21 protein-coding genes are annotated in these 20,939 nt (G+C 70.1%); 11 read left to right on the forward strand and 10 right to left on the reverse strand.

The genetic code is table 11. The features are described 5' to 3' along the window. Positions 1-314 precede the first annotated feature (314 nt). The 6 genes from EJV46_RS20245 to EJV46_RS20270 form a co-directional block, all read right to left on the reverse strand. The gene (locus tag EJV46_RS20245; RefSeq protein WP_131550540.1) at positions 315-1,058 is read right to left on the reverse strand and encodes a THxN family PEP-CTERM protein; all 744 of its coding nucleotides are present in this window, start codon (positions 1,056-1,058) and stop codon (positions 315-317) included. A 238-nt stretch (positions 1,059-1,296) separates the two neighbouring features. Then, the gene (locus EJV46_RS20250) at positions 1,297-1,899 is read right to left on the reverse strand and encodes a TetR/AcrR family transcriptional regulator (protein WP_131550541.1); all 603 of its coding nucleotides are present in this window, start codon (positions 1,897-1,899) and stop codon (positions 1,297-1,299) included. Next, positions 1,896-2,663, reverse strand: a complete 768-nt coding sequence (locus EJV46_RS20255) for a GntR family transcriptional regulator (protein WP_165585640.1) — start codon at positions 2,661-2,663, stop codon at positions 1,896-1,898. The genes EJV46_RS20250 and EJV46_RS20255 overlap by 4 nt, the downstream gene beginning before the upstream one ends. Before the next feature lie 107 nt (positions 2,664-2,770). Next, entirely contained in the window at positions 2,771-3,724 is a 954-nt protein-coding gene (locus tag EJV46_RS20260; protein ID WP_165585641.1) for a tripartite tricarboxylate transporter substrate binding protein, read from the reverse strand. 1 nt (position 3,725) lies between these two features. Then, positions 3,726-5,126 (reverse strand): MmgE/PrpD family protein, encoded by a 1,401-nt coding sequence (locus tag EJV46_RS20265; protein WP_131550544.1) that lies wholly within the window; start codon positions 5,124-5,126, stop codon positions 3,726-3,728. A 64-nt stretch (positions 5,127-5,190) separates the two neighbouring features. Beyond that, entirely contained in the window at positions 5,191-6,180 is a 990-nt protein-coding gene (locus EJV46_RS20270; RefSeq protein WP_131550545.1) for an NAD-dependent epimerase/dehydratase family protein, read from the reverse strand. 252 nt (positions 6,181-6,432) lie between these two features. On the opposite strand from EJV46_RS20270, the gene EJV46_RS20275 reads away from it, so the two are divergent. The 6 genes from EJV46_RS20275 (at position 6,433) to EJV46_RS20300 (ending at position 12,442) form a co-directional block, all read left to right on the forward strand. Continuing rightward, complete coding sequence (locus EJV46_RS20275) at positions 6,433-7,791, forward strand: acyclic terpene utilization AtuA family protein (protein WP_131550546.1); 1,359 nt, start codon at positions 6,433-6,435, stop codon at positions 7,789-7,791. Between the two features lie 4 nt (positions 7,792-7,795). Beyond that, positions 7,796-8,107 (forward strand): DUF4387 domain-containing protein, encoded by a 312-nt coding sequence (locus EJV46_RS20280; protein ID WP_131550547.1) that lies wholly within the window; start codon positions 7,796-7,798, stop codon positions 8,105-8,107. Between the two features lie 28 nt (positions 8,108-8,135). Next, on the forward strand, positions 8,136-9,518 hold the full coding sequence (locus EJV46_RS20285) for an LLM class flavin-dependent oxidoreductase (RefSeq protein WP_206020887.1): 1,383 nt from the start codon (positions 8,136-8,138) through the stop codon (positions 9,516-9,518). 124 nt (positions 9,519-9,642) lie between these two features. Beyond that, positions 9,643-10,470 (forward strand): N-acyl homoserine lactonase family protein, encoded by an 828-nt coding sequence (locus EJV46_RS20290; protein ID WP_131550548.1) that lies wholly within the window; start codon positions 9,643-9,645, stop codon positions 10,468-10,470. Positions 10,471-10,557: 87 nt separating this feature from the next. Continuing rightward, a complete protein-coding gene (locus EJV46_RS20295; protein ID WP_131550549.1) occupies positions 10,558-11,541 on the forward strand; it encodes a tripartite tricarboxylate transporter substrate binding protein in 984 nt (327 codons plus the stop codon). A gap of 7 nt (positions 11,542-11,548) precedes the next feature. Further along, on the forward strand, positions 11,549-12,442 hold the full coding sequence (locus EJV46_RS20300; RefSeq protein ID WP_131550550.1) for an NAD(P)-dependent oxidoreductase: 894 nt from the start codon (positions 11,549-11,551) through the stop codon (positions 12,440-12,442). A gap of 18 nt (positions 12,443-12,460) precedes the next feature. Here the strand turns inward: EJV46_RS20300 and EJV46_RS20305 are convergent, their stop codons facing one another. Then, on the reverse strand, positions 12,461-13,387 hold the full coding sequence (locus EJV46_RS20305; RefSeq protein WP_131550551.1) for an NAD(P)-dependent oxidoreductase: 927 nt from the start codon (positions 13,385-13,387) through the stop codon (positions 12,461-12,463). 4 nt (positions 13,388-13,391) lie between these two features. Next, on the reverse strand, positions 13,392-13,724 hold the full coding sequence (locus EJV46_RS20310) for a carboxymuconolactone decarboxylase family protein (protein ID WP_131550552.1): 333 nt from the start codon (positions 13,722-13,724) through the stop codon (positions 13,392-13,394). Positions 13,725-13,974: 250 nt separating this feature from the next. Here EJV46_RS20310 and EJV46_RS20315 point away from each other — a divergent pair, with 250 nt between their 5' ends. The 5 genes from EJV46_RS20315 to EJV46_RS20335 are packed head-to-tail and all read left to right on the forward strand — an operon-like array spanning position 13,975 to position 18,535. After that, positions 13,975-15,288 carry an ABC transporter substrate-binding protein gene (locus EJV46_RS20315; protein ID WP_131550553.1) on the forward strand — a complete coding sequence of 438 codons (1,314 nt, stop codon included), beginning with the start codon at positions 13,975-13,977 and terminating at the stop codon, positions 15,286-15,288. Continuing rightward, on the forward strand, positions 15,288-16,025 hold the full coding sequence (locus EJV46_RS20320) for an ABC transporter ATP-binding protein (RefSeq protein WP_131550554.1): 738 nt from the start codon (positions 15,288-15,290) through the stop codon (positions 16,023-16,025). Before EJV46_RS20315 ends, EJV46_RS20320 begins: the two co-directional genes overlap by 1 nt. Then, the gene (locus tag EJV46_RS20325) at positions 16,022-16,747 is read left to right on the forward strand and encodes an ABC transporter ATP-binding protein (protein ID WP_131550555.1); all 726 of its coding nucleotides are present in this window, start codon (positions 16,022-16,024) and stop codon (positions 16,745-16,747) included. The genes EJV46_RS20320 and EJV46_RS20325 overlap by 4 nt, the downstream gene beginning before the upstream one ends. 1 nt (position 16,748) lies before the next feature. Then, entirely contained in the window at positions 16,749-17,603 is an 855-nt protein-coding gene (locus EJV46_RS20330; RefSeq protein ID WP_131550718.1) for a branched-chain amino acid ABC transporter permease, read from the forward strand. Beyond that, positions 17,600-18,535 (forward strand): branched-chain amino acid ABC transporter permease, encoded by a 936-nt coding sequence (locus tag EJV46_RS20335; protein WP_131550556.1) that lies wholly within the window; start codon positions 17,600-17,602, stop codon positions 18,533-18,535. Before EJV46_RS20330 ends, EJV46_RS20335 begins: the two co-directional genes overlap by 4 nt. Before the next feature lie 13 nt (positions 18,536-18,548). Here EJV46_RS20335 and EJV46_RS20340 read toward each other — a convergent pair whose 3' ends face one another. Beyond that, positions 18,549-19,943 carry a CoA transferase gene (locus EJV46_RS20340; RefSeq protein WP_131550557.1) on the reverse strand — a complete coding sequence of 465 codons (1,395 nt, stop codon included), beginning with the start codon at positions 19,941-19,943 and terminating at the stop codon, positions 18,549-18,551. Between the two features lie 235 nt (positions 19,944-20,178). After that, complete coding sequence (locus tag EJV46_RS20345) at positions 20,179-20,898, reverse strand: CBS domain-containing protein (RefSeq protein ID WP_165585642.1); 720 nt, start codon at positions 20,896-20,898, stop codon at positions 20,179-20,181. Between the last annotated feature and the right edge of the window lie 41 nt (positions 20,899-20,939).

Genomic DNA, 20,939 nt, shown 5'->3' on the forward strand with positions numbered 1-20,939 from the left:
ATTCCCGTCGCGTCGCTTCTCTCCGGTCAATGGCGGTTCGGATTCGCTTGGATCGACGCAGAGGAAAGGACGAGCCACCGAGAGCCCGCCGCGACATCCTGATCTGCGCCGCCCGGGCGATCTCCGTGCTTCCGCGGCTCATCTAGGGAAGCGCGAGGGATCGCGCCTGCTCGAGGGGAGGGATGTCCGGCCTGAGGCCCAGGGATGCAAGTCTTATGCGGAGGGAGTCTGGCAAACTTTACACCTTCCCGGGCAGCCAGGTCCGGGAGGAGGAGGGGCCAGCATGCGCCGGCCCCTCCGATCGCCGGTCCAGATCAGTTCTGGCGGCGCCGCCGCGCGGCGGCGAAGCCCAGCAGGCCGGCGCCGAGAAGCGCGAAGGTCGCGGGCTCCGGAACCGGGGTCGGGGCGGTGATGCGGCCATAGAGGCCGATCGAGTTGGAGCCGCCCTCGTTGCTGTTGAAGAAGCTGTTGATGGTGTTGCCGCCGTTGCTGGAGAAGCCGAGCAGCTCGATCGTGTAGGGCACGCCGCCAATCATGAAGGCGGAGGAGGTGGTCAGGTTGGCGAAGGTGATGCGGTCGGCGCAGGGCGAGCCGCCGGGATAGGCGCAGGGCGTCTGGTTGGGCGTCTCGTCGATCAGGAACTGGTAGCTGAACATCTGCGTCGTCGGGACCGCGCCCGCGATCGTCGTGGACAGGTTCAGGCGCGCCGAGCTGGCCGCCGTGCCGCCGTTGATCGGCTCGTTGTAGTGGATCAGCGTGCCGAGCTGGAAGACGGTGTCCGTCTGCACGACCGCGGCGGGCGGGTTGGACGGGTTGAACCCGAGGCCGCTCTGGTCGCCGAAGAAGCTGGCGGGCTGGCCCCAGAAGACCTGCGTGACGGTGTTGTTGCCGCTGCCGGAGGTGTCGAAGTCGATGTTGGTGCCGCCGACCACGTTGGACCAGGACGGAGCGGTCGCGGTGATGGTGACGGGCGCGGCCGAAGCGGCGCCCGGGCCGAAGATCGCTGCCAGCGACAGCGCGGCGGCCGACGCCACGCCGAGGACATTCATATTGAACATGATGGGTTCTCCATTGTTGTTGCCGCGGACGGACCCTTTGAGGGGCGGCGACAACATGGAAAGCAGGTTCCGTGCCAGTCGATAAAACTGTTCTATATCAATCTGATATAATGCATTCGGAGAGGGGCGAGTTCCCCCTTGTAAATGCCGCCGACTCGGCACCGCCGGCCATCGGGATCCAGTTCGGGGGGGCGGCAGGGAATGCGGACGGGATTACCGGCTCCGGCCGGACGAGGCGTCACGGCGCGGCGGAAAACCCGGCGAAGGCCGCATCCACGATCCGGTCGATGAAGGCGTCGGTCACCGTCTCGCCGGAGACGATCTTGCGATAGTAGATCGGCCCGTAGATGGCATCGAGGAACTCGTCCGGGTCCGTCCCCGCCGCCACCTCGCCCGCGCGGATGGCCTGCATCAGCAGCAGCCGCGTCTGGGCCCGCCGCGGACGGGCGATCTGCTCGGAATAGGCTTCGGCCAGCATGGGGTCGGTCTGCTTGGCGCCGATGAGCGCGGTGATCGCCTGGCCCTCCAGGCTGTTCAGCAACCGGTTGGTGGCCTTGAGCTGCCGCCGGAAGCGCTCGCGGTGGCTCCCGGCCGGCCCGTCCTCGGCGATCGGCGCCATCCGCGCGGAGACGCAGGCCAGAGCCACGGCCGCGCGGTTGGGCCACCAGCGATAGATCGTGGTTTTCGCCACGCCGGCCCGCGCGGCCACCGCCTCCATGGTGACGGCGTGGAACCCGCCCTCGGCCAGCAGTTCCGCCGTGGCGGACAGGATCTTTCCGCGGGCTTCGGGGCTGCGCGGGCGGCCCCGGCGCGCGGCCCCCGCCGCCGCCACGGCGGTCACTCCGAGGGGCCGGCCTTGGGCCGGCGCTCGGCGAGGCCGATGGGCGGACGCCGGGCCGACCGGCGCTGCGCCGCCTCGCGCACATCCTGCGTGACGACCCGCACGCGGCTCTCGTAAGCGTGGCGGATATGCGCCCGCGCGGCCTCCTCGGCCCGGGCCGGATCGCGCGCCACGATGGCGGCGACGATCTCTGCATGCTCCTCGATCGCGCTGCCCGAGCGTCCGGGATCGTGATAGGTGGTGCGGCCCAGCAGGGGCACGAAGTTCAGCAGCGCGCGCAGGCTCTTCAGCAGGAAGCGGTTGTGCGCCGCGCGGTAGATGTGCTCGTGGAAGGCCTCGTTCTCGCGCGCCTGGGCCCGCGGATCGTCGCCCAGCGTCCGCATGCCCTCCAGGATCGCGCGCAGGATGCCCATCTCGGTGGTGTCGGCATGGCGCGCGGCGAGCGCGGCGGCCGTGCCCTCGAGCGATTCGCGCGTGGCGTAGAATTCGGCGATGGCGCGAAGGTCGTAGATCGCGACCGAGAGTCCGCCGCCGGCGGCATGCTCCAGCAGCCCTTCGGCCTGGAGTCGGCGCATCGCCTCGCGCACCGGCGTGCGGCTCACCCGCAGCCAGGCCGAGACGTCGACCTCCATGATGCGCTGCCCCGGCTCGATGGTGCCTTCCCGGATGGCCTCGTGCAGCATGTCGTAGGCCCATTCGTTCCGGCCCCGCGCGCCGCGGCCTTCCTCTTCGGGAGGCGCCTCGGTCAGATCCTCGATGGTCATGCTCCTTCCGTCATCCATGGGCCATCATCCGCCGCCGGACCCAACGCAAGAGCCCGCCGCGGCGCAGAACCTACCGACCGCCTCCGACGCCGTGCAAGGAGGCGACCCTATTGGGGCTCGATGCCGGCCATCCGGACGCGCTCGCCCCAGGCCCCGATCTGCTGCGCCAGGAAGCGGCCGAAATCCGCCGAGCCCATGTGCATGGGCGCGAGGCCGAGCGCGACGAGCCGCTGCCCGAAGGCCGCGTCGCGCACCACGCGGTCCAGCGCCGTTTCCATCTGCCGGACGATCTCGGGCGAGGTCGCCGCCGGGGTCACGACCGAGAACCACACGCCGGCATCGAAGCCGGGCACCGCGCTGGCGAGCAGCGGGAGGTCGGGCGCGAGGGGAAAGGCGTTGCCCAGGGTCTGGGCGAGGAGACGGATGCGGCCGTTGCGGCCCTGCTCGAGCCCCGCGCCGAAATCGGCGAAGCTGAAGTCGACGCGGCCGGCCGAGAGGTCGTTCAGCGCATCGGTGCTGCCGCGATAGGGCACGCCCGTGACCTTCAGCCCAGCCATGCGGGCCAGCATCGCGCCCATGATGAGCGAGCCGGCATTGCCGTAGCCATAGGTCAGGTCGCGGCCGCGCGCGGCCTCCAGCCAGGCCGCGAGATCGCCCGGCGCGTTGGGCGGGGCCACCAGGATATAGGGCTGCTCGGCGATCGTGCCGACGGGCGCGAAGTCGCGTGCCGGGTCGTAGGGCAGCCGGCGCACCGTATGCGGATTGATGGCGCCCACCGAGGTGCCCATCATCAGCAGCACGGTGCCGTCGGCCGGCGCGGTCGCGGCGGCCTGGGCGCCGACGACGCCGTTGGCGCCGGGGCGGTTCTCCACCACCACCGGCTGGCCGGTGACGCGGCTCAGCGGCTCGGCGATGATGCGGGCGAGGATGTCCGTGCCGCTGCCGGGCGGGAAGGGCGCGATGAGCCGGATCGGCCGCTCCGGCCAGGCGGCGAGGGCGCGCCCGGCCGGAAGCAGCGCGGGGAGCCCCAGGGCGAGGCGGCGCGGCAGGTTCGGCATCATCTCAGGCGGCTCCGAGCTGGCGCGTGGTCGCGCGGACATCATGCGAGTCGATGGACAGGATGGCGTCGCAGGCGCGCCGGGCGTGCTCCGGCGTGAGATGCATCTCCGCCGCCAGCAGGAATTTGCGCGTGGCGCCCGCGCGGTCGAGCTGGCGCTCGCCGGCGCCGCTGTTCACGCGGACATGGCGGAAGAGGCGGCGCCCGTCCTTCAGCGTGACCTCGACGCCGCCCGAGAAGAATTCCGGATAGCCCGTCTCGGGATCCGCCTCGCAATGCGAGAGCGCGCAAAGCGCCAGGATGCGCTCGTCCTTCAGCGCCTCGGGCCGCAGCTCCGCCAGGCCGAAGCGGCCGAGCCGCAGGCAGGTGGCGACGATGAAGGGCGCGCTGAACTTGGCGGCGTATTCGCCCCGCGGCCGTGCCTTCTCGGCCGCGGGCTCGGCGACGATCGGCAGGGTGATCGCCGGCAGCAGGATGCGGATGCCGGCGATGGCGTTCGTGTCGGGGATCTCCTCGCGCAGCATGATCGCCGCATCGGCGGCGCCATGGGCGAAGTGGCAGACCGGGTAGGGCTTGATGGCGGTGTCGGCGAGGTGCCAGCGCGTGCCCAGCCCCGCATCCAGCTCGGACAGCTCGGCCTCGGCCATGTGCGACTGCAGATGCGAGTCGAAGAGCGCGAATTTTCCCTCGTAGGGCCGCGTCGGGCCGACGAAGCCGTGCTTCGCGAGATGGGCCGCCATGATGCCGGCCACGGCGCCCCAGCCCGGATGGAAGCGCTTGGTCCAGGCGCCCTCCTCCAGGAAGACCTGCACGCCCGAGGCGGTGCTCGCGGTGATGCCCTGCGCGCAGGTGATCCCCGCCGCATCGAGCCCGAGCAGCCGCCCGGCCACCACCGCGCTGCTGAAATGCGAGATCACGCCCGTCGCGTGGAAGCCGGTGTGATGGAAGCCGCCGCGCGCGGCGAGGCCGATGCGGATCGCCGTCTCCATGCCGGCCACATAGGCCACCATCAGGTCGCGCCCATGCAGGTTCAGCGCTTCGCCCAGCGTCAGCGCGCAGGGCAGGGTGGCCGCCGTGGCGTGCACGATGCTGGCGAGATGCGTGTCGTCGAAGTCCAGCCCGTGGATGAGAAAACCATTGGCCAGCGCCGCGTCGCGCAGCGGCAACCGCAGCGCGCGGCCAAGCACGGTGCATTCGCCCGGCCCCGCGAGCGCGGCGATGCCGGCCAGCGTCTTCTCCGCGAAGGGGAAGGCATTGGAGGCCAACCCGACGCCGAGCCCGTCCAGGATCTGGATCCGCGCGCGCTCGCGCACCGCCTCAGGGATGGCCTCGTAGGTCAGGCCGGCGGCGAAACCGGCGATGCGCTCGGCCGGCTTCGTCGTCGTGGTGGCGGCCAGCACGTTCATGGAAGATCCTCCGTGTTTCGGCGGGAAGCCGACGCTGGTTCCGCCCCGGTCGTCCGATCGGGCCCTACCCGCCGTGCTTCTCGCGCCAAGCGATGGTCCGCGCGACGCCGTCGCGCAGCGACACGGCCGGCTTCCAGCCGATCTCGCGCTCGGCCTTGGCCGGGGAGAAGCCGAGATGGTCGCCGCCCGCCGATTTCACCGCGCGCGTGTCCTCGCGATAGTCCGGCTCCAGCTTCGAGTCGCAGACCTCGAGGATGGTGCGGACGAGATCGGTGTGGGTGGTGTCCACGCCGGTGCAGAGGTTGAAGACCTGCGCGCCCTCTCCGTTCAGCATCGCGGCGATGCACCCCGCGGCGACGTCGGTGACATAGACGTAGTCGTGCACCTCGCGCCCGTCGCCGACAATCACCGGCCGCTCTCCGCGCTTGATGCGGTCATAGGTCTCGGCGATGAAGTTGGCGTTCACGGCGCGGGCGTGCTGGCGCTCGCCATAGACCGAGGAGAAGCGCATGCCGCTGAAGCCGACGCCGTATTTCTGCGCGTAGAGCCGGCCGAGCTGCTCGCCCAGCAGCTTCGTCGTGCCATAGACGGCCGCGATCGGTGAGACGCTGGACATGAGGGAGGGGCTGTCCTCCGTCAGCGTGTCGGCGGCCATGTTGCCGTAGGCCGCGACCGAGGAAGAGAAGACGACGTGGCGCACCCTGGCCAGCCGCGCCGCCTCCAGGATGTTCACCATCCCCTCGGTGTTCACGGCCACGCCGAGCGGCGGGTTGTGCGACATAGGCAGGGTCAGAAAGCCGGCCAGGGCGAAGATGCCGTCCATGCCTTCCGAGGCCTCAATGAGCTCGTTGATGCGCAGGATGTCGCCGCGGATGCGCTTGACCCGCGCCTCGCCTTCCAGATGGGCGATGATCTCGGGCGTGCCGAGGGAGAAGTTGTCCAGCAGACGGACCTCGCTGGCGCCGGCCGCCAGCAATTGGTCGGCGAGATGGGAGCCGATCAGGCTCGCCCCGCCACAGATCAGATAGGCCTTGCCGGCAGCCGTTCGGCTCATGCGCACTCCCTTCCGCGATCCCGCATTTTCCGGGGACCTGACGTCGTTTCACCTTGGACGCCGGCGAGGTTTCCACGGCTTCTAGTCTAAGTCAATGCGGATGCGTTTTTGTGCATACACGAGAATCCAGAAATGTGCTTGCCGGCCCGGATCGGCTGTCCTAGCCTGCGCGCAACGTTTCAACAGGTCGGGAGGGAGCGGCGCGCCCGGTGGAGCGGCCGCCGCATCCCGGGCGTGCCTTGGGAATAAGCGATGACGGAAGTTCGCCTCCTCTCCACCAGTGCCATCCTGGGCTACGGCTTCCCCGAGGCCTCCCTGGCCGCCGGGATGGCGCGCAAGCCGCATATGATCGGCGTCGACGGCGGGAGCGTGGATCCAGGTCCCTACTACCTGGGGGCGGGAAAGCCCTTCTGCTCGATCATGGCGATCCGCCGCGACCTGCGGCTGATGCTGCGGGCGGCGACGGAGGCTCGCATCCCCCTGGTCATAGGCACCTCCGGCGGCAGCGGCGGCGAGCCGCATCTGCAGATCGTGGCCGGCCTGGTCCGCGAGATCGCCCGGGAGGAGGAGCTGCATTTCCGCCTGGCGCTCATCCATGCCGAGCCGGAGCGCGCCGACCTGCTGTCCCGCCTCGCCGCCGGCCGCGTGCGCCCGCTGGCGGGCCTGCCGCCACTCGAGCCGGAGGTCGTGGAGCGCGCCGCGCGCATCGTGGGCATGATGGGGCCCGAGCCCTTCCTCAAGGCCATGGAGGGCGGCGCCCAGGTCATCCTGGCGGGCCGTTCCAGCGATCCCGCGCCCTGGGCCGCCGCCTGCCTCCGCGCGGGCCTGCCGCCGGCACCGGCCTGGTATGCCGGCAAGATGCTGGAATGCGGCGCAACGCCCTCCATTCCCAAGGGTCATGACTGCCTGCTGGTGACGGTGCGCGAGGACCATGTGGATTGCGAGCCGCTGAACCCCATCCGCAAGTGCACGCCGCTCTCGATTGCGAACCACAGCCTCCACGAGAATTCCAGCCCAATCCACCATGTCGAGCCGGGCGGCCTGCTCGACACCTCCGGCTGCCGCTTCGACGCACTCAGCGACCGCGCGGTTCGGATCTCGGGCATGAGCTGGGAGGCGAAGCCTTACACGGTGAAGCTGGAGGGCGTGGAACTCGCCGGCCATCGCAGCATCTGCGTCTGCGGCACGCGCGACCCGCTGCTGATCGGCCGCATCGACACCTTCCTCGGCGAGGTGCGCGGCATCGTCGCCGAGAAGGCCGCGGCCTTCGGCGTCGCGCCCTCGCAATACAAGCTCGCCTTCCGCGTCTATGGCCGCGACGGCGTGATGGCCGAGCGCGAGCCGCTGCGGGATGCGTCCCCGCACGAACTCGGCTTCGTCATCGAGGTGGTGGGCGAGACGCAGGAGGTCGCGACCGCGGTGCTCGGCATCGCCCGCACCAACATGCTGCACACGGACTTCCCGGGGCGCCTCTGCCGCGAGGGCAACATGGCCTTCCCCTTCTCGCCCTCCGACATCGAGGTGGGCGCCGTCTACCGCTTCAGCATCTACCACGTGCTGGAGCTGGACGACCCCTGCGAGCTCTTCCCCATCGAATACGAGGAGGTCTGAGGCCATGGCCCTGATCCGCGACATCGCGAAGGTCTGCAAGAGCAAGAACGCCGGCCCCTTCGAACTCACCCTCGACGTCGTCTTCGACGATCCCGCCCTCTACCAGCGCGTGAAGGCGAGCGGCGTCCTGGGCCCCGAGCTCTTCGCCCGCCTCTACGGCGTGAGCGCCAACCAGGTGCTCTTCACGCCCTACGACGCCGCCTCGGCCTTCAAGGCCACCTTTCCGCGCCTCCTCCCCTCGGGCGAGGTCGGCGACACCGACGTCTATGGCTGCCAGCAGCACGCGCCGCTGCTCGACGTCGACCTTCCCGTCTGAACAACGAAGACATCCAGGAGCGCCCCGCATGCCGAAACAGCCCCGCCAGATGGCCATGGTGGCCTTTCTCCAGGCCCAGAACTGCTCGAACCTGCCGGGGTCCTGGCGGCACCCCTCCTCGATGACCGACATGATGTCGCCCGACTACTACCAGCGCATCGCCCGTGTGCTGGAGGACGGCAAGTTCCACATGGCCTTCTTCGACGACCGGCTGGCCATGCCCGACATCTACGGCAACGACTTCCGCAACACGGTGGCCCACGGCGTGCGCGCGGTGAAGCTGGATCCCGTCTCGGTCATGCTGGCGATGGCCATGGTCACGTCCAGGCTCGGCCTGGGCGCCACCTATTCGACGACCTATTACGAGCCCTACCATGTGGCCCGCGTCTTCGCGACGGCCGACCTGATGACCAAGGGCCGCGTCGCCTGGAACGTCGTCACCTCGCTCAACAATTCCGAGGCGCTGAACTTCGGCCAGGACGAGCATCTGGAGCACGACCTCCGCTACGACCGCGCCGACGAGTTCATGGAAGTGGTCATGGGTCATTGGGGCGCCTGGGACGACGACGCGCTCATCCAGGACAAGGAAGGCGACCACTTCGCCGATCCCGACAAGGTCCGGCGCCTCGACCACAAGGGAAAGTTCTTCAATTCGCGCGGCCCTTTCACCGTGCCGCGCTCGCCGCAGGGCCATCCCGTGCTGCTGCAGGCCGGCCAGAGCGGCCGCGGCAAGGCCTTCGCCACGCGCTGGGGCGAGGTGATCTTCGTCGTCTATCCGAGCCTGGAGGCTGGCAAGAAGCAGTATCGCGAGTTCAAGGATGCGGTTGCCGCGGCCGGGCGCGACCCGGACCAGGTGACCGTGGCGCCCGCCTGCTACGTCATCCCCGCCGAGAGCGCCGACATGGCCGCCGAGAAGAAGGCGATCATCGAATCCACCGCACGGCCCATCGACGGGCTGACGCTGCTCTCCGAGGTGCTGAACTACGACCTCGGCCGCAAGCCCTATGACGAGCCGCTGACCGATGCGGAACTTGCCGGCCTGTCCTGGCAGGGCTTCCGGGACCGCGTCATCACGCTGAGCGGCAAGAAGAATCCGAGCGTGCGCGACTTCGTGGAGGTCTCGGGCCGCGGCACCATCCGCGAGCACCATGCCTTCGTCGGCACGCCGAAGATGATCGCCGACCAGATGGAGGAGTGGTTCGTGGGCGGGGCCTGCGACGGCTTCGTCATGGCGGCGACGCATATGCCCGGCAGCTACGAGGATTTCGTGCGGCTGGTGGTGCCGGAGCTCCAGCGGCGCGGGCTGTACCACAAGGACTATGCCGGCTCGACGCTGCGCGAGAACCTGGGCATCGCCCGGCCGACGGCGGCGCAGTGCCGCGACTATGCCCGCCCGCTCCAGGACGCCTGACGCATTTCAGGGCCGCTTGACTTCAGCGCTACGAGCCGTAGCGTAATAGCCAAGCGACGCCGCGAACGGACGTCTGCGTGGGGGAGTTGAACATGGTCCAGGGCATCCGCCGGGCGGTGCGCCGATGAGTGGCGTCTATGATCTCTACGCCATTCGCTACGCCGCTCGCGCCGCGAAGCGCCAGGAGCACTTCATCGGCGGCGACCCGCATGACTCGCCCATGCCCATGGATTATTTCGTCTGGGTGGCCGTGGACGGCGAGCGCGCCATCGTCGTGGACACGGGATTCACCGAGGAGGTGGCGGCGCGGCGCAAGCGCGAGTTCCTGCGCTGCCCGATCGATTCCCTGAATCTGGTGGGCGTCGATCCCGCGAAGGTCCAGGACGTGGTGCTGACGCATCTGCACTACGACCACGTGGGCAATTTCCACAAGTTCCCCGTGGCGCAGTTCCATCTCCAGGAGCCGGAGATGCACTATGCCACCGGCCGCTACATGCGCTTCCCGAAGCTCGCGCATTCCTTCGAGCCGGACGACGTCGTCGGCATGGTGCGGCTGAACTTCGCCCGGCGCGTGCGCTTCTACAACGGCATGAAGGAGATCGCGCCGGGCATCACGCTGCACCGCATCGGCGGGCATTCCGCCGGCCTGCAATGCGTGCGCGTGAACACGAAGCGCGGGCCCGTGGTGCTCGCCTCCGACGTCACGCATTTCTACGAGAACATGGAGAGCGGCCGGCCCTTCACCACGGCCTTCCATATCGGCGAGATGCTGGAGGGCTTCGAGACGCTGGAGGAGCTGGCGCCCACCCACGAGCACATCATCCCCGGCCACGATCCCGAGGTGATGCGCCGCTATCCCGCGCCCCGGCCCGACCTCGCGGGCATCGTGGCGCGGCTCGACGTCGATCCCGTGGGCGGGCCGGCGCCCGGCCCCAGCCATCCGCCTCACTAGCGCATCATCCGGCCAGACCGAACGGAAAAGTCCCTTGGCGATCGCGTCCGCCGGCTGGACCGCCAGCCCAACGATAAGGAGGAACGAATGTCCCCAGAAGGAATGTCCCGCCGCCACATCCTCGGCGCCGCCGCGGCCGGAGGGGCTCTCGCGGCGCGCGAGGCCCGGGCCCAGAACTGGCCCGAGCGGCCGATCCAGCTCGTCATCGGATTCCTGGCCGGCGGCTCGAATGATTCCGTGGCGCGGATCATCGCGCCGCGCCTCGGCGAGCTTCTTGGCGGCACGGTGCTGGTGGACAACCGCCCCGGCGCGAGCGGCACCATCGCCATGGTCCATGTCGCCCGCGCGGAGCCCAACGGCTATACGCTGGCCCTCGCCGGGGCGAGCCCGCTCTCCATCAGCCCGCACACCTATGCCAGCATCCCCTACGACACCTCGCGCGATTTCGTGGGCGTCGCGGGCGTAGCCCTGACGCCCGAGGTCATCTGCGTGACGCCCAATCTGGGACCGCGCAACCTCGCCGAGCTTGTGGAGCTCGGAAAGCGGCGCGACCTGACCTTCTCCTCCTCCGGCAATGGCGGCCTGCCGCATCTCGCGATCGAGCTGCTGCGCCGATCGGCCAATATCCGCATCATCCATGTGCCCTATCGCGGCGCCATGCCGGCCGCGGTGGATACCATCTCCGGACAGGTGAACGGGATCATCATGGACCTGCCGCCCCTCGCGCCGCTGATCCGCGAGGGCAAGCTCCGGGCGCTGGCCGTGGCGAGCGAGCGCCGCGCCTCGCTGCTGCCGGATCTGCCCACGACCGTCGAGCAGGGCTTTCCCGAAGTGCTGGCGACCAACTGGTTCGGCGTCATGGCGCCTGCGCGCACGCCGCGGCCGATCATCGAGAGGCTGCATCGGGCGATCACCGAGGTCGCGAATTCTCCCGAGATCCAGGCGAATTTCCGCGCCCAGGGCATCGAGGCCATGACCATGCCGACGCCCCAGGCCTTCGACGACTTCGTGAAGCGCGAGGCCGAGCGCTGGGGCGTCATCGCCCGCGCCGCCGGCGCCCGTGCGGACTGACCGCGGCATGGAAAAGATCGGCTTCGTGGGCCTGGGCAAAATGGGCGCACCCATGGCCCGCAACCTCCTCAAGGCCGGCCATGGGCTGGTCGTGCACGACATCGACGCGCGAAAGGTGCAGGAGCTGTCCTCCCATGGCGCGGAGGTCGACGCCCGTCCTTCCGCCATTGCGCGCGGAACGTCGCGGACGATCTGCATGGTGGAGACCACGGCGCAGGCCGAGGAGGTCATCACCGGCGCGGACGGCTTCCTGCACGGCGCCGCGCCGGGTCATGTCGTGCTCTGCATGAGCACGATCGATCCCCTCGCGCTGCGGCGGATGGGCGGCGTGCTGGCGGAGCGGGGGATCGCGCTGCTGGACGCGCCGGTCAGCGGCGGCGTCACCGGCGCGGAGGAGGGCACGCTCAATGTCATCGTCGGCGGCGACAAGGCGACCTTTGCCGCCTGCGAGCCGATGTTCCGCGTCTTCGGCCGCAACGTCTTCCATGTCGGGCCGCTCGGTAACGGCCTTGCGATGAAGCTGCTGAACAACATGCTGCTCCAGGTGAACACCGTCGCGGTGGCGGAGGCGATGGTCTTCGGCACCAAGGCCGGCCTCGATCCGCATCAGATCATCGAGGTGATCGGCGTCTGCACCGGCCGCAGCAACGCCTTCGAGCGCAGCGCGCCGCGCATGGTCAACCGCGACTTCACGCCCGCCGGGACCGTCGACATCGCCTTCAAGGATCAGGAGCTGGAGACGGGCTTCGCGAAGGCGCTCGGCGTGCCGATCCTGCTCGCGAACGTGACGCAGCAGGTCTACCAGATGGCGCGCGCGGCCGGCTATGCGAAGGAAGAGAGCGCCTCGATCGTCAAGGTGCTGGAGCGGCTGGCGGGGGTGAAGGTCGGCGGCACGTCCTGAGCCGCCGACCCTTCCGCCCTACTTCGCGTCGAGCACCGCCTGCACCGCCGCCGGATCGCACTTGATCTCCACCCCGGCGCGCTCCAGCTGCAGCTTCATCGGAATGCGCGAGTCCAGCGCATCCCAGCCGCGGTTCCGCCCCTCGGTCATCTCCTCCATGACCAGGTTGCACAGCCGCATCGGCACGCCGACCTCGCGCCCCAGCCCGACCGCGAGGCTCACATCCTTGTGCGCCAGCTTCAGCGCGAAGGCCGGCGGATCGTAGCTGTCGATCAGGAACTGGTCGGCGATGCGGTCGAAGGTGCGGCGCCGGCCGAGCGAGCCCTGCCGCACCGCCTTCCACAGCTCCAGCGGATCCATCCCCGCCTTCACGCCCATGGAGAAGACCTCGGCCATCACCGTCTGGATCGCGTAGCCGGACATGTTGTGCACCAGCTTCGCCACCGTGGCCGAGCCGATCGGCCCGATATAGGCCGCCTGGTCGCCGATCGCGTCGAGCACCTTCTTGTGCCTGTCGTAGGTGGGCTTGTCGCCGCCCACCCAGATCGCGAGCTTGCCCGACTGCGCGCCCTTCGGCCCGCCGCTCACGGGGGAATCGAAGGCCTGCGCGCCCTTCTCGGCGAGCGCGGCATGCACGCGCCGCATCATCGCCTGGCTGTTGGTCGAGAGGTCGAAATAGGCCATGCCGGGATGCGCGCCCGCGGCCAGCCCGTCCGGCCCGAAGACCACCGCCTCCACCTCCGGCGGGCCGGGCAGCGAGGTGAAGACGACGTCGCATTGCTCCGCGACGTCGCGCGGCGTCGCCGCCCATTCGGCCCCGGCGGCGACGGCGTTGTCCGCCGAGGCCTTGCGCATGTCGTTGACGACGAGCCTGTACTGCGACTTCTGCAGGTTGGCGGCCATGCTGGCCCCCATCGTGCCGAGGCCGATGAATCCGATCTTCATGAGGTCAGGCCTTCTTGTCTTCGGCTTCGAACACGTCGACGGCGACGTGCGAGGCGGTCATCGCCGCGGGCCAGCCGGCATACATGGAGAGATGGGTGATGATCTCGCTGACCTCCTCGCGCGTCAGCCCATTGCCGAGGCCGCGGCCGATATGGCTTTCCAGCTGATCCTTCCAGCCGAGCGCGACCAGGGCCGCGATGGTCACCATGCTGCGGTCGCGCTTGCTGAGCTGCTCGCGCTCCCAGAGGTCGCCGTAGACGTAGGTGTTCGTCATCTCGACGAGCTTGGGAAATTGCGCCTTGAGGCGGTCGCGCCGCGCGGAGGGTGGGGCTGCCATGGACGTGCTCCTGCTTCTGGTTCTTGGCGAAGGCGGCGCTTCGACGGCCGCTTCCGTGCGTCGATCTTAGGCGCGCGGCGCCCGCTCGCAAGGCAATAAGAGACGATACGTAGCGAAACTCTCCGGCGCGCGAAGGCGGTCGCCTCGACGCCGCTGTCCGCGTTGTTTTGCTTGACCGCGGCGGAGCAACCCGCAACCCTCTGACCATAAGGGTGCGGCCGGAGAGTCGCAGCACGCAGGGAGTCCATGCATGTCCGTTTCTCGTCGCGGCCTCGTCGCCGGCAGCGCTGCGCTGCCCTTCGCTCCGCTTCCCTTCTCCGCGATGGCCCAGCCCGCGAGCGGCCCGCCCATCCGGATCGGCGTCATGTTCGACCTGTCGGGGCCCTTCGCGGCGGCCGGATCGCAGGCCTGCGCCGCCGGCGCCGAGATTGCCTTTGAGCTGTTCAACGAGCGCGGCGGCGCCGGCGGACGCCCCGTGCAGGCCGTCGCGGCGGATAGCCAGAGCCGCGCCGAGGTCGCCATCAACGAAGCGGAACGCCTGATCAGCCAGGAGCGGGTGGACGTGGTGATGGGCGTCTTCAGCTCGGCCCATGCCATGCCGCTCGCCCAGCGCTTCGAGGCGCAGAAGAAGCTGCTCTGGATCACCACGGCGATTTCCACGGCGGTCATCAAGGGGCGCAACTTCACCCATGTCTTCCGGCCGACCGTGCATTCCGATCAATACGGCGAGGCCTCGGTCCAGTTCCTGACCGAGCACAGCGAGCGCGCCTTCCGCATCGCGCCGAACAACCTGAGGGTCGCCATCATCCACGAGGACGGGCCCTACGGCACCGGCGTGGCGGCGTCGTCGGAGATCCTGGCGAAGGCGGCCGGCATGCGGGTGGTCCTGCATGAAGGCTATTCCGCCACCGCGCCCGACCTCTCGACCCTGGTGACGAAGCTCCGCCGCGAGCGGCCGGACGTCATCCTGCACACCGGCTACAACCCGGACATCACGCTCTTCCTCCGCCAGGCCAAGGCGGGCGGCCTGCGCACGCGGATGATCATCGGCCAGGGGGCCGGCTATTCCCAGATCGATCGCCTGACCGAGACCTTCGGCGCGGAGGTCAACGGCTTCTGCAACGTCGACCCGGCCGGCACGCAGATGCTGGAGCCCGACAAGCTCACCCCCGCGGTGCGCGAGCTTCGTCAGGTGATGATGCAGCGCTACGAGGCCAAGACCCGCGCACGTGACCTGCCGACCCACGCCTCCACCGGCTTCAACAGCGCCTGGACCTTCCTGGAGCACGTGCTGAAGCCCGCGGTGCGCGAGGGCGACGGCAGCATCCAGGCGATGATCCGCGCGACGCAAAGCGTGGACCTGCCGGTCGGCGGCACCATCCAGGGGCATGGGCTGAAATTCTATCCGCCGGGCCATGAGATGGCCGGCCAGAACGAGCGCAGCTCGACCGTGGTGATGCAATACGAGGCGGCGCGCGCCAAGGTCGTCTGGCCGACCGCCATCGCCAGCGGGCCGCCCGTGCTGCCCTTCCCCGCGAGCAGCCCCTTCGCGCTGAGGAGCTGATGCTTCTTCAGGTTACGGGGCTGACCAAGAAATTCGGCGGCTTCACGGCGGTGGACGATGTCAGCTTCAACGTGGCCCAGGGCGAGATCCTGGGCCTGCTGGGCCCCAACGGCTCGGGCAAGTCCACCACCTTCAACTGCATCGCGGGGATGCTGCGGCCGACCTCGGGCAGCGTGAAGCTGGACGGCGAGGAGATCGCCGGCCTCGTCGCGGACCATGCCTGCCGCAAAGGAATCGGCCGCACCTTCCAGATCCCTCGGCCCTTCCGCGAGCTTTCGCTGCTGGAGAACGCGTCGCTCGCCGCCTTCTACGGATCGAGGGAGCGCATCGGCCGGGCGGAGGCGGAGCGGCGCGCGCGCGATGCGCTGACGCTGGCCCAGCTGCCGGCCGATGCCACCGCCTCGGTGCGCGGCCTTGGCGCGGCGGGGCTTAAGAAGCTGGAGCTGGCCCGGGCGCTCGCCACCCAGCCCAAGCTGCTGCTGGCCGATGAGAGCCTGGGCGGCCTCGATGCCGGCGAGATGCGCCAGGCGGCCGACATGCTGAAGCACATCCGCGACATGCGTGGCATCACCATCGTCTGGGTCGAGCATATCATGGGCGTGCTGCTCTCCGTGGTGGATCGCGTGGTCGTGCTGGATCATGGTGCCGTCATCTTCCAGGGCACGCCGCGCGAGGCGCAGCGGGACGAACGGGTCGCCGAGGTCTATTTGGGCCCGCCGGAGACGCGCGCCGCATGAGGGCGGAAGAGCCAGCCCTCGTCCTGGAGGGAGTCCGCGCCGGCTACGGCGATTTCCAGGCCCTGTTCGATGTCGGCCTGCGCGTCAGCCCCGGCGAGGCCGTGGGCGTGGTCGGCCCGAACGGCGCCGGCAAGACGACGCTGCTCCGCGTGATCTCGGGCATGGTGCGGCCGCGCAGCGGGACCGCGCGCTTCGGCGAGATCGACATCGCGACCACGCCGCCGCATGCGCTGCCGGCGAGCGGCATCGCGCATGTGCCGGAGAACCGGCGCCTCTTCCCGCATCTGACGGTGGAGGAGAATCTGCGCGTCGGCGCCTATATCCCGGCCGCGCGCAAGCGCTTTGCCGAGCGCGCCGACTATGTGTACCGCCTCTTCCCGAAGATGGCGCAGCGGCGGCATCAGCTCGCCGGCACCATGTCGGGCGGCGAGCAGCAGATGTGCGCGATCGGCCGCGCGCTCATGTGCAGCCCGCGCATCCTCCTGCTGGACGAGCCCTCGGCGGGCCTCGCGCCGCTGGTCGTCGCGCAGGTCTTCGAGCTGGTGAAGCGCATCCGCGACGAGGGGCTGACCGTGCTCATCGTCGAGCAGAACGTGGCGCAGGTGCTGCGCGTCGTGGACCGCGCCTATGTCCTCGATGCCGGCCGCGTGGTGGCCGAGGGCGCCTCCGCCGAGCTGGCGGCCGACCCGGCGATCCGCAATTCCTTCCTCGGTGGGCACTGACATGGATCCCTTCCTGCTTGAGGCCCTCCTCAACGGCATCCTGCTGGGCGGCGTCTTCGCGCTGCCGGTGCTGGGCTGCAACCTGGTCTTCGGCGTCGTGGACGTGGTGTGGCTCTGCTACGCCGAGCTCGTGATGGTGGGCATGTACGGCGTCTGGTTCCTGCACACGCAGCAGGGCTGGCCGCTCTATTTGGCCTTCGCGGCCGCCTTGCCGCTGGTCTCCGCGCTCGGCGTGCTGCTGCATCTGCTGGTCGTGCGGCCGCTGCTGGGCGCGCCGCCCATCAACCAGCTGCTCGCGACGGGCGGCGTGCTCTTCCTGCTGCAGGGGGGCGCCATGCTGGTCTTCGGCACGGATTTCCGCAGCCTCGGCGTCGAGCTGCCGCCGATGGAATGGCAGGACGTCTTCATCTCCGGCACCAAGCTCGCGGCCTTCTGCGCGGCGCTGGTGGGGGCGGGGGCGCTCTGGGCCTTCCTGAAGTTCACCTATGTCGGCATCGCGATCCGCGCCATCGCGCGCGATCGCGAGGTGATGCCGCTCATGGGGGTCGACCCGCGCCGCGTCTATGTCGTGGCCTCGGCGGTGGGCGGCGCGCTGGCGGGGCTGGCGGCCTGCCTGCTGGTCGTGCAGCTCGACGTGCACCCCTTCATCGGCCTCTCCTTCGGGCCGATCACCTTCATGATCTGCGTGATGGGCGGGCTCGGCAACATGCTGGGCGGTTTCCTCGCCGCCTTCCTGATGGGCGTCATCGTCTCCACCGGCAGCTTCTGGTGGAACACGGAGATGAGCTACGTCATCGCCTTCGGCTTCTTCATCGTGGTGATCTTCGCGCGGCCGCGGGGGCTCTTCGCCCGATGATCCCTGCCGTCGTCGCGATCGTCGCGGTCCTGGCCGTCGTGCCGCTGCTCGGCACGCCGGACTACTTCCTGCATCTCGGCATCACCTCGATGCTGATGGCGGTCTCCGGCACGGGCTGGGCGATGATGGGGCGCTTCGGCCTGGTCTCGCTGGGTCATGGCGCCTTCATCGGCACGGCGGCCTATGTGATGGCGCTGCTGTGGAACGAGGCGGGGCTGACGCCCTGGCTCGGCCTGCCCATCGGCGTGGGCGCGGCGATGCTCCTGGCGGCGCTGCTCGGCTATCCCTGCTTCCGGCTGCGCGTGGTGGGCCATTACTTCGCGCTGGTGACGCTCGCCGCTGGTGAGATCGTGCGCCTGCTGATCGTGGCGCTGCGCGAGCATACGGGCGGCTCGCTCGGCATGACGCCGCGCCTTGCGCCGGACGCGCCCTTCCTCGCGATGCAGTTCTCCAAGACCGGCTTCTGGTGGATGGCGCTGCTCGTCTGGGTCTTCGGGCTGGCGGTCTGGTGGATGCTCGACCGCAGCATGTCCTCCAAGGCGCTGGCCGCGATCAACGAGGACCAGGATGCGGCGGCCTCCATCGGCATCCAGGTGACCTCGGAGAAGCTGCGGGTGACGATCATCTCCGCCGGCATCGCGGCGCTGGGCGGGGCGCTGGGGGCGCAGTACCGGCTCTACCTCAACCCGGAATCGCTCGCGGGGATCGGCATCTCGCTGCAGATCGTCTTCGGGGCCATCGCGGGGGGCATGTATTCGATGCTGGGGCCGAGCGTCGGCGCGGTCTTCACCATCGCCCTGGAGGAGGTCCTGCGCGTGGGCTTCGGCACGGCCTTCATCGGAGCGGCGCCCTTCGTCTATGGCGTGCTGCTCGTGCTCTTCATCCTCTTCCTGCCGCGCGGCATCGTGGGATTCTTCGCAAAGCGACGATGAGCCGACCGGGAGGTCACGCCGTCCAGCGCGGCTCCGAGCCGCCGAGCTTCCGCGCGGGGATCTCCGTGCCGATCCGCACCCCCGCGATCTCCAGCGGCGGCCGGACGCGCCGGGCCGGCCCCCAGCTGGTCTCCTCGATCGCCTCCGACAGATCGGCCTCGCCGACCGGCGCCAACGGCCCCTCCTCGGGCGCGGGCCGCGAGACCAGCAGCGCCGCAGTGCGGGCGAGCGAGGTGCGCGAGGCGGAGCCGAGCCCTTCCGTCACCCGCCGCGTCAGCCCGCGCATCGCCGCGGCGGCCAGGATATAGCCGGTCGCGTGGTCCAGCGCCTGGACGGGCAGGGGCGTGGGCTTGCCGGCGCCGGCGCGGCGCATGCCCTCGTCGGCGATGCCGGAGCTCATCTGCACCAGGCTGTCGAAGCCGCGGCGGCCCGCCCAGGGACCCGTCCAGCCATAGGCGTCGAGCCGCACGTCCACGAGGCCCGGGCGCAGGGCATGGCGCGCCCCGGTGCCGAAGCCGAGCCGCTCCAGCGCATCCGGCCGGTAGCCGTTGAGGAAGATGTCGGCGCCGCGGAACAGCTCGGCGAGGCGATCCTTCCCCTCCGGGCTGCGCAGGTCCAGCCGGGCGCAGCGCTTGCCGAGCGAGATCTCCGGGACGATGCCGGGCTCCTCCCAGCCGGGCGGATCGATGCGCAGCACCTCCGCGCCGAGCAGCGCCAGGAAGCGCGTGGCGACCGGCCCGGCCAGCACGCGCGTCATGTCGAGCACGCGCAGCCCCGCGAGGGGACGCGCCGGATCGAAGGGCCAGTCGCGCTGCGTCGCGGCGCCGGTCGTCTCGATCCAGAGCGGCGGCTCCTGCGCGACGGCGCTGCCCTGCGGGTGCTCCGCCCAGGCCGCGAGAGAGCGCATCGACGCCGCGCAGCCGCCGGCGGCGACGATCGCGGCTTCGAGCTCCTCCGCCGACCAGGTCGCCACGGCCCTGGCCACCGCGGCCTTCTCGGGCGGCGCGCCGAGCACGGCGAGCGCGGCGGCGCGGTGGTGCGGCGCATTGGTGTGCAGCTTGATCCAGCCGTCCCGCGTGGCGTAGTCGCCGGCCACCACGTCCCAGGTCTCCGGCATTTTCCAGCCCTGCGGGCGGATCGACCAGCCGAACCAGAAGGAGGCGAGGCGGCGGTCCACCGCGACTTCCGGCATGGCGCCGATGCGGGCCGCGGCCAGCTCGGCGGCCGCTAGTCCGGCCGCCGCCACCGAGGCCGCGGCGATCGGGGTCGCAGCGAAGGCAGAGGTCAGCCCGCCCTCGCCGGTGAAGCGTGCCCTGGCGAGATGCGCCGCATCCCCGCCGATCCCGGTCCAGATGTCCTGGAGGAAAACGGCCTCGGTGCCGGCATGGTCGTGTGTCGCCTGATCCATCGGCTGTGCTCCTGCCCGTATCCGGCCAGCGCACGCCCGTTCCGGGACGCCGTCAATATTGCGCCCCGGGCTGGTCCTCGCGCCGGCTTCTCGGGCCACGGCTTCCGAACGGCCCCCTCGGCCGGCAAGCTGGCTGGCGACCGGCGCGACGCCCAGTATCGACCCGGCCCCTCCCGCTACGAGCGGCTGGTCGACGGCACCAGGCTGACCGTGCCTCGGATGATCTGGGGCAGGCTCAGAGGAGCACGCCCGGCAGGAAGATCGGCGCCTTCTCCATCCGGTCGACCACCTGCCGGACGCCGTCGATCCGGCTGGCGAGGACGCAGAGGCCCTGGCGGATGGCTGCGGAATGCACGAAGCCATGGAAGGTGACGACGCCGTCCGCGACCTCCGGGGAAATATAGAGGCTGTCGGCCCAGGGCTCCTTCTTGATCTCGCGCCGCAGGGCGGCGGCGATCCGGTCATCCTGGTTCCGTTCCGGCGCGGCGATCCCGCCCGGCGGCTGCATTGCCGCGAAGAGCAGGTCGGCCCGGGACACCATCCCGACGAGCCGGCCGTCCGCGGTCACGATGGGCAGCCGCTTGATGCGGCGCTCCTCCATCAGCCGGGCGCAATGCGCGGTCGTGGCCTCGGGCGTGGCCGTGACCAGCTCGGTCGTCATGATGTCCCGGGCGGTCCGCCCGTGGGTCCGCGCATAGCGCCGCGCCTCGGCGTCGTCGTCGCGCAGCAGGCGGGCGATCCAGGACCGCACGGGATCCTCCGATCCGGCGACGCGGCGCAGCAGGTCGGCCTCCGTCACGATTCCCAGAAGCTGCCCGGCCGTGTCGGTGACCGGCACCGAGGAGATGCCCTTCTCGCTCAGCAGGCGCGCGATCGCGTGGACCGGCATGTCGGGCGGCACGGTGACGAGGGTGGCCGTCATCAGGTCGCGCGCAAGGAATGTCTCGGTCGTCATGGCACTCTCCGGTCGATCAGCATCGCATGATCCGCTGCCGG

The sequence above is a fragment of the Roseococcus sp. SYP-B2431 genome, from assembly GCF_004336745.1.
Lineage (GTDB): Bacteria > Pseudomonadota > Alphaproteobacteria > Acetobacterales > Acetobacteraceae > Roseococcus.

Bases quoted from the DNA above. Each gene is read 5' to 3' on its own strand.
- EJV46_RS20245 (WP_131550540.1), bottom strand. From the start codon at position 1,058: ATGTTCAATATGAATGTCCTCGGCGTGGCGTCGGCCGCCGCGCTGTCG.
- EJV46_RS20255 (WP_165585640.1), bottom strand. From the start codon at position 2,663: ATGACCATCGAGGATCTGACCGAGGCGCCTCCCGAAGAGGAAGGCCGC.
- EJV46_RS20260 (WP_165585641.1), bottom strand. From the start codon at position 3,724: ATGATGCCGAACCTGCCGCGCCGCCTCGCCCTGGGGCTCCCCGCGCTG.
- EJV46_RS20265 (WP_131550544.1), bottom strand. From the start codon at position 5,126: ATGAACGTGCTGGCCGCCACCACGACGACGAAGCCGGCCGAGCGCATC.
- EJV46_RS20270 (WP_131550545.1), bottom strand. From the start codon at position 6,180: ATGAGCCGAACGGCTGCCGGCAAGGCCTATCTGATCTGTGGCGGGGCG.
- EJV46_RS20275 (WP_131550546.1), top strand. From the start codon at position 6,433: ATGACGGAAGTTCGCCTCCTCTCCACCAGTGCCATCCTGGGCTACGGC.
- EJV46_RS20280 (WP_131550547.1), top strand. From the start codon at position 7,796: ATGGCCCTGATCCGCGACATCGCGAAGGTCTGCAAGAGCAAGAACGCC.
- EJV46_RS20285 (WP_206020887.1), top strand. From the start codon at position 8,136: ATGCCGAAACAGCCCCGCCAGATGGCCATGGTGGCCTTTCTCCAGGCC.
- EJV46_RS20290 (WP_131550548.1), top strand. From the start codon at position 9,643: ATGAGTGGCGTCTATGATCTCTACGCCATTCGCTACGCCGCTCGCGCC.
- EJV46_RS20295 (WP_131550549.1), top strand. From the start codon at position 10,558: ATGTCCCCAGAAGGAATGTCCCGCCGCCACATCCTCGGCGCCGCCGCG.
- EJV46_RS20300 (WP_131550550.1), top strand. From the start codon at position 11,549: ATGGAAAAGATCGGCTTCGTGGGCCTGGGCAAAATGGGCGCACCCATG.
- EJV46_RS20305 (WP_131550551.1), bottom strand. From the start codon at position 13,387: ATGAAGATCGGATTCATCGGCCTCGGCACGATGGGGGCCAGCATGGCC.
- EJV46_RS20310 (WP_131550552.1), bottom strand. From the start codon at position 13,724: ATGGCAGCCCCACCCTCCGCGCGGCGCGACCGCCTCAAGGCGCAATTT.
- EJV46_RS20315 (WP_131550553.1), top strand. From the start codon at position 13,975: ATGTCCGTTTCTCGTCGCGGCCTCGTCGCCGGCAGCGCTGCGCTGCCC.
- EJV46_RS20320 (WP_131550554.1), top strand. From the start codon at position 15,288: ATGCTTCTTCAGGTTACGGGGCTGACCAAGAAATTCGGCGGCTTCACG.
- EJV46_RS20325 (WP_131550555.1), top strand. From the start codon at position 16,022: ATGAGGGCGGAAGAGCCAGCCCTCGTCCTGGAGGGAGTCCGCGCCGGC.
- EJV46_RS20330 (WP_131550718.1), top strand. From the start codon at position 16,749: ATGGATCCCTTCCTGCTTGAGGCCCTCCTCAACGGCATCCTGCTGGGC.
- EJV46_RS20335 (WP_131550556.1), top strand. From the start codon at position 17,600: ATGATCCCTGCCGTCGTCGCGATCGTCGCGGTCCTGGCCGTCGTGCCG.
- EJV46_RS20340 (WP_131550557.1), bottom strand. From the start codon at position 19,943: ATGGATCAGGCGACACACGACCATGCCGGCACCGAGGCCGTTTTCCTC.
- EJV46_RS20345 (WP_165585642.1), bottom strand. From the start codon at position 20,898: ATGACGACCGAGACATTCCTTGCGCGCGACCTGATGACGGCCACCCTC.